The sequence below is a fragment of the Streptomyces graminilatus genome, assembly GCF_001418565.1.
Lineage (GTDB): Bacteria > Actinomycetota > Actinomycetes > Streptomycetales > Streptomycetaceae > Streptomyces > Streptomyces graminilatus.
Map to the genome: position 1 here is coordinate 1 of NZ_LIQQ01000090.1, position 9384 is coordinate 9384.

Here is a 9384-nt window from a genome sequence, read left to right on the forward strand (position 1 = left end):
TGTGCTCCGTGACGGCCGTGGTGGGGGCTCGGGGGGTCTTCCCCGCCACGGCCGTCACGGAGCACAACGCGCCGCGGACCCGCCGGTTACGGCCCCGCCGCCTCGGGCAACCGTACTCAGGAACGTGTGAACGGTCCTTCGGCGGCGTCCGGCCCGTTGGGAGTCCAGGGCGCGCGGTGGAGCGCGCCGAAGCTCTCCAGCCCTTCCAACAGGGCACGGGCCGCGTCGCGTTGGGCGCCTGGGCCCGAGTCCGGGGAGACTGCTTCCAGCAGGACTGACACCCGTACCGGGCCTGCCGCGGTCAGCGTGTGCGTCAACCGGTCCAGGTCGCTGTGGTCGAGCGGAGTGCGGGTGTGGTGACCGTTCGCCGCGCAGAGAGTGCCGCCGTCGCCGTCCGTGGCCCAGAGGACGCGCGCGTGGTGGTCGGCGCGCAGGAGGTCGGTGTCGGCGAGGGGGCGTGCTGGGGTGGCCGCGGGTACGGGCTCGAATCCGCCGGCCGTCCAGCGGCGCAGGGAGACGGTGGTCACGCGGCGGGCCGCCCTGTCCGGCTGGGCGAAGGCGTGCAGAGCCGCCACCGGGGCGGTGAGTCCCTCGGGCAGTGTGGGTGAGAGGACGCCGTTGGCGCCGGGACCCGTTGCGGTGACGGGGACATCGTGGAGGGGGAGCAGGTTGTCCAGGCTGCTGCGACCGGCGAGCCGGTTCGGGTCGAGGTCGGCGAGCAGGTCTTCCAGTTCGTAGCCGGCGTGGTGCTCGTCCCGGGGTACGCCGACGTTGACACTCGTCGCGGGAGCCGCCGTGGCGCTCTCGCCGATGTGGTAGTAGTCGGCCGGCCAGTACAGCAGGTCGCCGGGGCCGACGTCGGCGGTGAACGACTCCACGATGTGGGCCGCGTAGTCGACCTTGGTGGAGACGGGCTCGTCCCAGGGCCTGCGCGGCCAGAACCGCATGCGCTTGCGGCCACGCAGCCCGAACATGAACGTGGCGAAACGGTCCTTGTGCACACCGACGGGACTTTGCTCGTAGGTGCCGTGGAACAGCGTGGTGATGGCGCCCGTCAGGGGCAGGCCGACGAGGTCCCACAGTCCGGCGTAGAAGGCCCGCTCGCGAGACCACATCGCGGCGTCGAAGGTGTGGAAGCTGCTCACCGTGAGAGCGTGGCGGCGGCCGTCGAGGCGAGCGGCGAGGCGGGTGTCGTACGCGTCGAAGGAGCCGTCCTCGGCGGCGGGCAGCAGATCGCCCGCCATGTCCCGCTGGACGCGCTCGACCGTGAACTGCGCATAGGGCGGCATACGCCCGTCCAGGTGCGCGGACCGACTCCCGTGCACGGCGGCCCGAAACACCTCCTCCGCCACGAACGGGGCGGGGGACATGGACGTCGGCATGGACTGGGACTGGGACGGGAGCAGGGAACGGAACAGCACTGGAGACCGGTCCCAGTACCGCTCCACGAAGGTGCTCCAGGAGAACTCCGTCTCCACCGCCACCGTCACCGCCATCGGCACCGCCACAGGACCGCTCACGCCGTGTTCTCCCGTTCATTCACGTCCATGTCCAATTCCGCATCCGCATCCGCATCCGCATCCGCATCCGCATCCGCATCCGCATCCACTTCCACGCCGCGCAGCGTGTGCAGCTTCTTCAGCAGTGCCAGGACCAATGCGTCGCGGTCCGGTCCGGCCACCGCGCACAGCTCCCGGACGGTGGGGGTGTCGCCCTGGTGCAGCCGGTCAAGGACGCGCTCACCCAGGGTGCCGCGAAGGGTGAAGGCGTGACCGTCGACCGCCCAGATCCAGGTGCGGCCGTCGTCGAGGGGCATGCGGATCACGGTGGAGGCAGGCCGCAGGCGGTCGTCCGGCGCGAGGTCGGCGGGGGGCCGTACGTCCGGGACCGGTTCCAGTGCGGCGGAGCTGACCCTTCGTGCCCATACGGCACTGAGCGCCTGGCTGAGCTGGGGCGACGAGGTCGTCTCCCGCAACAACTCCGCCGTCCGTTCCAGTTCGGGTATGTCGGGTGGCGTCGGGACTTCGCGGGGAGGGAGCGGCAGATACGGGACGCGGTCCTGGCCGCGTCGTTCATGAATCATGGCGGCCACGACGTCCCTGACGCCCGCGTTCAGCAGCCGCGGGTCGCGGGGGACCAGGACGCGCAGCGCCAGGGTCCGGGGCCCGAAGCGCGCGCGGTGCGGTTGGCCTGCCGGCCAGTGCAGCAGGTCGCCGGCTCCGGCGGTGAGGGCGGGGCCGCCCGGTGTGTCCCGAGGGGTGGCGGTCACGGTGCCGTGCAGTACCCAGATCAGCGTGGAGTGCGACGGTTCGTCCGCCGGGCCGTCGCGCTCCGCGATCCGGTCGCCGAGAGCGAGTTCCGTGACGACCGGCAGGACGGGATGGCCCGCCCGCTCCCACAAGGGCGCGACCAGGGAGCGTACTTGTGCCCAAAGGACGTGGTCGAGCACGAGCGGCTGTTCCACCAGGAGCAGTCGGCCCTGTCCCTCCATCCGCTGGTCGAGCCGCTCGCCGTACCGCTCGGCGGAGGTGTCGTGCGGGCCGGGCAGCAGGTCTCCCGGTGCCCCGATCCGCCCGCCGTCGACGAGGAAGCGGACGTCCGGCAGGGCCCGGAACCGGGTCCCGGCGCGGAACGGCCGCGCCGCCTCGACCATCGCCGTGTAGGCGCGGCCGGCGTCGACGACGCCCGGGCCGCCCGGCGCGGGTACGACCACGGGCTTCCGCTCCCAGTGGTGAGCGGCGAAGAAATCCCACCGGGACGCCCACCTGGACGCCCACTGAGACTCTGACCGGGACTCCGACCGGGACTCCGGCCAGGACTCGTTCAGCCGGTCCTCGGCTGGTACCGGTCGCGCAAGCGGTTCGCGTACCGGGCGAGTGGTTCCATCCTCAGACCGCGTCGGAGTTCGTCCACCCGGTCGGGTTGCTCGATGGGGCACGGCTCCAGGTTTCCTTCCTGCATGCGGAACTTGGTCCCGTAGAGCTGCGGCCGGCCTTCCAGGAGGCGCAGCGCGTCGGTCACATAGGCCACCTGCCGCCAGGGCAGATCGCCGTCACGGGCGGCCTGTTCGATGAGCCGGAGGCAGTCGCGCTGGAAGGCCGGCGGTCCCTCGGCGTGCTGGACGAGCCGGCAGGCCGCGAGCGCCGCGGCCCGGCCGACGAGCGCCTGCCCGGGCCAGCCGTGCCGTTCCACGACGTCCTCCAGCCAGCGGACGGCCACATCTGTCAGGGCCCGCAGCCTGTCCTCGGTCTCCTCGTCGCCGAAGCCGGAGGCGACCCAGTGGGTGCGCAGTGCCGCGTCCATCCGGTCGATCGTCAGCAGGCGGCGCCTTACGTCGAGTGCGGGGGCCGGGCGGGCGAGCGGCTCGGTGCGGATCCTGACGGTGTCGCGGTCCCAGGTGTAGACGAACCGGCGCCCGGCCTCCGGCCAGTCGAACCCCGCCTCGCCGGTGTGCCGGTCGGACAGCAGGACACGTACCCCGTCCGCGTGGAGCGCGCTCGGCTCCGTACGGTCGTACGCGTAGTGGGCCGCGTCGCGCAGGGCCACCCCGAGTCCGGCCAGGTCGCGGCCCCGGCTGTCACGTACGGCGGCCGACGGTGGCCACTGCGGGGACGATTCCGCCGCTGTGGGAGCCACAGGAGTGTGCGCCGGGCCGGTGCGCAGCAGTGGGCCGCCGTGGAGGTGGCGGAAGAAGTACGGGACGTCCAGCACGTCGAGCTGGGCGGCCTCGGCCGGGTCGAGGACGGCGTCGGGTTCCGCGGCGGTGCTGCCCGGTCCCGTTCCGGTGAGCCGGTCGGCCAGCACCTCGGTGTACGCCGCTGTCGGCTTGAGCAGGACGCGGACGTGACTGTCCTGTCCGGCGCGGGCCAGGAAGTCGCGGATCGCGTCATGGTGGCGGCTCATGAGGGTCCAGGCGTCGAACATGCCCCGGAGGAAGGCGGCGAGGTAGGGCCCGTATCCGGTGCGGCCCTGGGCGTCTGCGACCACCGTGCGGGTCTGCGGGCGCACGCAGGGCAGGCTCCGCCGCACCAGCCGCAGGCCACCGTCGGGGCTGCCGGTGAAGTGCGCGACGGGACCGTCCACCATGCACCAGCGGGCCTGGTCCTCAAGTCCCGGGTGGTGATGGTCGCCGGCCTCGGCGTCGGCGATCAGTCCGGTGTCGTGGAGGCGTGGTGACGGCGCGAGGAAGATCTCCAGGTCGACCGGGTAGTGCAGGGGTTCCCGCTGTCCGGGCCGGGTTCCTGACAGGACATTGCCCTCGCCCAGGTCCACGATGCCGAACCGGAAGGCCGCGGCGGTGAGAGAGCCCGCTCGAATCCAGTAACGTTCCGCCTGCCTGCGGCCGAGCCTGGTCCCCGCGAGCCGCCTGCCGCCGCCGGGTGCCGAGCGGATCGTCCCCCACTGCGAAGGCGGCTCGATCCATTCCTGCCAGGTGTACTCCAGCCGGTCGGGGCCGGTGCCCGCCGTGCAGCGCAGGACGGGAAGGACGACCGGTCCCGTCACGGGCGGCAGGGAGTTGAGGAAGGCGAACACCGAGTCCTCGGGGGCGAGGAAGAGGAGTTCGCCGCCTGCCGGGCGGGGTTTGTAGGCGACCGAACCGCCGCCGCTCATGCTCACGCGCAGGATCCTGCGGCGCCCGTTGTGCGTCTCCCCGCTCTGGGCCTCGATGCCCGTCACGGGCGTGCGCAGCGAGGGCTGATCGAACCAGGGGCCGCTGATGTCCCGGGCCAGACGCCCCAGGAACTCGTCCAGGAAACCCGTCCAGCGGACGCACTGCTCGTCGGCCGCGTAGGGGACGCCCGCGGCGCAGGCGGTGAAGGCCTCGGCCACGAGGGGACCGAAGAGGCCGTCGTCGGTCACGTCGAGCAGACCGGGAGCGAGGAGATCGCCGTACCGCTTCGTGGCCTGCCGGCACCAGGTGTCAAGGGTGTCCAGCAGTTCGGTGAGCGGGGCGAATCCGGGCGTCGCGAAGGCCGCCGCCAGGACGGCCGCGTCGCTGTCGCCCGCCAGGAAGCGCTCGTGCATGAGCAGACCGTCGTCGGTGGGTCGCATCACTGCGGGGAACAACCGGCCGGCGGTGCCTTCCCGTACGGCCTCCACCACTTTTCCGGCGGCGGCCGAGCGGCACGGACGGCTGTGCTCCGAACCGGCCGACGGTGTCGTGTCCCACAGCACCTCGATCATGGTGTTGTGCCTCCCGTGCGGGGTGCCGCCCCGCATGTCGCCGGGCGGCACCGCGTGCTCTTCAGTCGGGCGTGACCGGCCGGTGGGCCGGTTAGGGGAGGCAGTACACGCGAATACACGTGCCGACCGCGGCGTTGCCGCGGTCCGGGATGTGCTGCTCCAGTTCACCGATGAAGAGGTCGAGTTCCTCCTCGACGGACGTCCGGCTCTCGGCGCGGACCTGAGCGTCTTGCGCAGGCAGCTGAATCATGACGATTCCTCCTTGGCTGACGGATTCCACTGGAGCATGTTTCGCGAGACGGCACGTTCGCCGCCATGCTTTCGATGCTGGTCGAATCGACGAGTCGACTTCCGGCCCGCCGCCGGACGCGTCGGTGGCGGTCCGGGCACTGCGGTGACCTGCGCCGACTGATGATGAGTAGGCCGCTGTGGTGGCGTTTTCCCCGAGCGGTCGCCGACTCGAAAGTGCTCGTCCCCGGCGCCCGTCCATCTTTCGGCGCAGTCGCCGTACGTAGCTGTTGCGGCGTCCCCGGCACCGCACTTGACTCGTTCTCTGACACGTTCCGCAACGCCCCTCCACGCGCGCGGGACGCCGCGGACCCGTGCGAGAGGTGCCTCTGATGCTTTCCGCCAGGAGCCTGTTCCAGGAGATCCTCGACAACGACGACTCCTTCCGCCTCTTCTGCTCCATCGCGGCCGGCGGAGAGTCCCAGGGCGGCTGGGAGAACGCCCGGATCGCCGCCCTCGTCCCGGCGAGCGAACGCGCGCTCGCCCCCAGGATCAGCCGCCACGGCGCGGACGAGGACAAGCACGGGCGGATCTTCAACGCCCTGATGAAGAAGCGCGGCCTCCAGCCCGTCGACGTCCCGGCCGACACCGACTACACGATGCTGCTGGAGCGGCGGGGCATCGGCCTTCCGCACGAGAAGCTCAGGAGCGACGAACCGCTGACCGTGCCGGACATCGTCACCTACCTCGCCCACAGCCGTGTCACCGAGCAGCGTGCCTCGGAGGAGATGGAGCTGCTGCGCAGGCACTTCGGCGACCACCCCGACGTCGGCCGCGCGGTGCGGATGATCTCCAGTGACGAGGACAACCACCTCGCGTACTGCCACGAGGAACTCCTGCGCTTCGCGGCGGCCGGCCATGGCCACGACATCCAGCGGACGCTGCGCGAGTGCGCGCTCGCCGAGATCCGCGTCTACCGGGACGTCAGCCTCGCGGTGATGGCGCACATGGGGCGAGTGCTGGGCTGGCCGAGACCCAAGGCGGCGCTCCTCGCGGCGGCCATCCACGCGGTGTACGTCTATGAGCGCGCCGTCGGCTGGCGCCGTATGGTCTCCCTGCGGATGCCCGAGCGGCGCGACGCGCTGGGCGGCCCGGCGACCACGGCACCCGAGTTCGCCTGAGTTCGCCCGAGTTCTGAGTCGGCCCGCCTTCGTCCGGCCCCGCTACAGCCAGCCCCGGCGCTTGAACATCCGGTAGAGCAGGATCTCCACCACGGCCATGACCGCGATCAGCACCGGATACGACCACAGCCAGCGCAGCTCCGGCATGTGCTTGAAATTCATGCCGTAGATCCCCGCGACCATCGTGGGGAACGCGGCCATGGCGGCGAACGCGGAGATCTTCCTCATGTCGTCGTTCTGCCGGACGCTCATCTGCGCGAGGTGCGCCGCCAGGATGTCGGAGACCAGCCGGTCCAGGCCCTCCACGGACTCGTTCACGCGCGTGAGGTGGTCGCTGACGTCCCGGAAGAAGGGCTCGGCCTTCTCATGGACGAAGGGCACCCGCGCGCCGAAGACGCCCGTGCCCGAGAGTCTGCCGAGCGGTGCCGCCAGGGGGCCGGTGGCCCGGCGGAACTCCAGGATCTGCCGCTTGAAGGTGTAGATACGGGACGCCGTGTGGCGCGAGCCCCCGCCGGACGGCGAGAACACCTCCGCCTCCAGCTCCTCCAGGTCGGTGCCCAGCTCGTCGGCTACTTCCACGTAGTGGTCGACGATCGCGTCGGCGATCGTGTACAGCACCGCCGTGGGGCCGTGCCGCAGCATCTCGGGCTCCGCCTCCAGGCGGTGCCGCACGGCCGCCAGAGGTGCCTCCTCGCCGTGCCGCACGGTCACCACGAAGGAGTCGCCGATGAAGACCATGATCTCGCCGGAGGAGACGATGTCGGCCTTCGGCTCGTACCCGACCGGCTTGAGCACCATGAACAGCGAGTCGTCGTACACCTCCAGCTTGGGCCGCTGATGCGCGTTGAGCGCGTCCTCGACGGCCAGCGGATGCAGCCCGAACTCCTGGGTGACCTGCTCGAACTCGGTCTCGGTGGGCTCGTACAGGCCGATCCAGACGAACGCGTCCCCGATGTCGTCCGCGCGGCACTCGTCGAGGGCGTCGGAGAGGTCCGAGGGATTCTCCGTCCGGCGTCCGTCACGGTAGATGGCGCAGTCGACGATCACGATGCGTATTCTCCCGCCGTCCGGCCGGAAAAGCACCCCGGCCGGCCCACGGATGCCGTACGCCTACCCTGGGCCGCATGCCCACGCTGATCCTCGTCCGGCACGGACGTTCCACCGCCAACACCTCGGGAGTGCTGGCCGGCCGCACACCCGGCGTCGCCCTCGACGAGCGGGGCGCCGCGCAGGCCGCCGCGCTCCCCGGCCGCCTCGCCGAGCTGCCGATCTCCGAGATCGTCACCAGCCCGCTCCAGCGCTGCCTGGAGACGGTCGGGCCGCTCCTCGACGCCCGGCCGGAACTGCGCCCGCACATCGAGGAGCGGATCTCGGAGTGCGACTACGGGGACTGGTCCGGGCGCAAGCTCGCCGAGCTGACGGACGAGCCCCTGATGCAGGTCGTCCAGGCCCACCCGACCGCCGCAGCGTTCCCCGGCGGCGAGTCCATGCGGGCCATGCAGACGCGCGCGGCCGAAGCCGTACGCGAATGGAACGCGCGCGTGGAGGCCGAGCACGGCGCCGACGCCGTCTACCTCATGTGCTCGCACGGGGACGTCATCAAGTCCCTCGTCGCCGACGCGCTCGGCCTGCACCTCGACCTGTTCCAGCGGGTGTCCGTGGAACCGTGTTCCATCACCGCGATCCGGTACACCCGCCTCAGGCCGTTTCTCGTGCGTCTCGGGGACACCGGCGACTTCGCCTCCCTGGTGCCGCGCGAGGAACCCCCGAGCGAGGAGGCGGCGGTCGGGGGCGGTGCGGGCGCACCGTGATCGTCGGCAGCAGTAGGGTGAAGCGGTCGCGGCAGCGCGGCTGACACCGAACATCACTCGCTCATCCGACTCATTCGACATCAATGGAGACAGGACGTGTCCCGTCAGGTGTTCCTCTACGACCCGCCGGACCGCTTCGTGGCCGGTACGGTCGGGCTGCCCGGGCGCCGTACGTTCTTCCTCCAGGCCACCGCCGGCCCCCGGGTGACCAGCGTGGCCCTGGAGAAGACCCAGGTCGCCGCGCTCGCCGAACGCATGGACGAACTGCTCGACGAGGTCGTGCGCCGCAGCGGGGGCAACGCCCCCGTGCCGGCCGTGGCGCCCGCCGAGGTGTCCGACACCCGGCCCCTCGACACCCCCGTCGAGGAGGAGTTCCGGGTCGGCACCATGGCGCTCGCCTGGGACGGTGACGAGCAGCGCATGATCGTCGAGGCGCAGGCCCTGGTGGAACTGGACGCCGAGTCCGAGGAGGACCTCGTCGAGGCCGAGGAGCGGCTCCTCCAGGACGAGGAGAACGGCCCCCCGATGCTGCGCGTCCGGCTCACCGGCGCGCAGGCCCGTGCCTTCGCCAGGCGTGCCCTCGACGTCGTCAACGCCGGCCGGCCGCCGTGCCCCCTGTGCAGCCTCCCGCTCGACCCGGAAGGACACGTATGTCCGCGCCAGAACGGATACCGCCGCGGAGCGTGACGACCACCCGCGCNNGGGCGAGCTGACCGTACGCGGGCGGATCAGCGAGGCGTCGAACGCGGCGCTGTACTGCACGGTCTCCTACGAGGGTCAGGAGGCCGCCTGCATCTACAAACCGGTGGCCGGTGAGCGGCCCCTGTGGGACTTCCCCGACGGGACCCTGGCCGGGCGCGAGATGGCGGCGTTCGAGGTGTCCGAGGCGACCGGCTGGGGGCTCGTACCGCCGACCGTGCTGCGCGAAGGGCCTTACGGCGAGGGGATGTGCCAGCTGTGGATCGACACGGAGGCGGACC

8 protein-coding genes and 1 pseudogene are annotated in these 9384 nt (G+C 71.6%); 4 read left to right on the forward strand and 5 right to left on the reverse strand.

The window, feature by feature from the left end; translation table 11 throughout:
- Positions 1-116: 116 nt before the first annotated feature.
- The 4 genes from AOK08_RS09500 to AOK08_RS46400 form a co-directional block, all read right to left on the reverse strand.
- Positions 117-1520 carry a JmjC domain-containing protein gene (locus AOK08_RS09500; protein WP_241826891.1) on the reverse strand — a complete coding sequence of 468 codons (1404 nt, stop codon included), beginning with the start codon at positions 1518-1520 and terminating at the stop codon, positions 117-119.
- Positions 1517-2713 (reverse strand): hypothetical protein, encoded by a 1197-nt coding sequence (locus tag AOK08_RS09505; protein ID WP_241826892.1) that lies wholly within the window; start codon positions 2711-2713, stop codon positions 1517-1519. Before AOK08_RS09505 ends, AOK08_RS09500 begins: the two co-directional genes overlap by 4 nt.
- Positions 2714-2823: 110 nt before the next feature.
- Complete coding sequence (locus tag AOK08_RS09510) at positions 2824-5235, reverse strand: type 2 lantipeptide synthetase LanM (protein WP_241826893.1); 2412 nt, start codon at positions 5233-5235, stop codon at positions 2824-2826.
- 40 nt (positions 5236-5275) lie between these two features.
- Positions 5276-5434: a hypothetical protein gene (locus tag AOK08_RS46400; RefSeq protein ID WP_198539222.1), complete on the reverse strand. Its 159-nt coding sequence runs from the start codon at positions 5432-5434 to the stop codon at positions 5276-5278.
- A 370-nt stretch (positions 5435-5804) separates the two neighbouring features.
- Here AOK08_RS46400 and AOK08_RS09515 point away from each other — a divergent pair, with 370 nt between their 5' ends.
- Positions 5805-6593, forward strand: coding sequence for a ferritin-like domain-containing protein (locus AOK08_RS09515; RefSeq protein WP_055525035.1), 789 nt, complete (start codon positions 5805-5807; stop codon positions 6591-6593).
- 42 nt (positions 6594-6635) lie between these two features.
- Here AOK08_RS09515 and corA read toward each other — a convergent pair whose 3' ends face one another.
- Entirely contained in the window at positions 6636-7640 is a 1005-nt protein-coding gene (corA, locus tag AOK08_RS09520; RefSeq protein ID WP_055525036.1) for a magnesium/cobalt transporter CorA, read from the reverse strand.
- Between the two features lie 77 nt (positions 7641-7717).
- Between corA and AOK08_RS09525 the strand changes: the two genes are divergently transcribed.
- From AOK08_RS09525 to AOK08_RS47160, 3 genes and pseudogenes are all read left to right on the forward strand, one after another.
- Positions 7718-8404, forward strand: coding sequence for a histidine phosphatase family protein (locus AOK08_RS09525; protein ID WP_055525037.1), 687 nt, complete (start codon positions 7718-7720; stop codon positions 8402-8404).
- 96 nt (positions 8405-8500) lie between these two features.
- Positions 8501-9091 (forward strand): DUF3090 domain-containing protein, encoded by a 591-nt coding sequence (locus AOK08_RS09530; RefSeq protein ID WP_055525038.1) that lies wholly within the window; start codon positions 8501-8503, stop codon positions 9089-9091.
- 15 nt (positions 9092-9106) lie between these two features.
- Positions 9107-9384, forward strand: a pseudogene (locus tag AOK08_RS47160) (protein kinase family protein); the annotation flags it as partial.

Bases quoted from the DNA above. Each gene is read 5' to 3' on its own strand.
- AOK08_RS46400 (WP_198539222.1), bottom strand. From the start codon at position 5,434: ATGATTCAGCTGCCTGCGCAAGACGCTCAGGTCCGCGCCGAGAGCCGG.
- AOK08_RS09515 (WP_055525035.1), top strand. From the start codon at position 5,805: ATGCTTTCCGCCAGGAGCCTGTTCCAGGAGATCCTCGACAACGACGAC.
- AOK08_RS09525 (WP_055525037.1), top strand. From the start codon at position 7,718: ATGCCCACGCTGATCCTCGTCCGGCACGGACGTTCCACCGCCAACACC.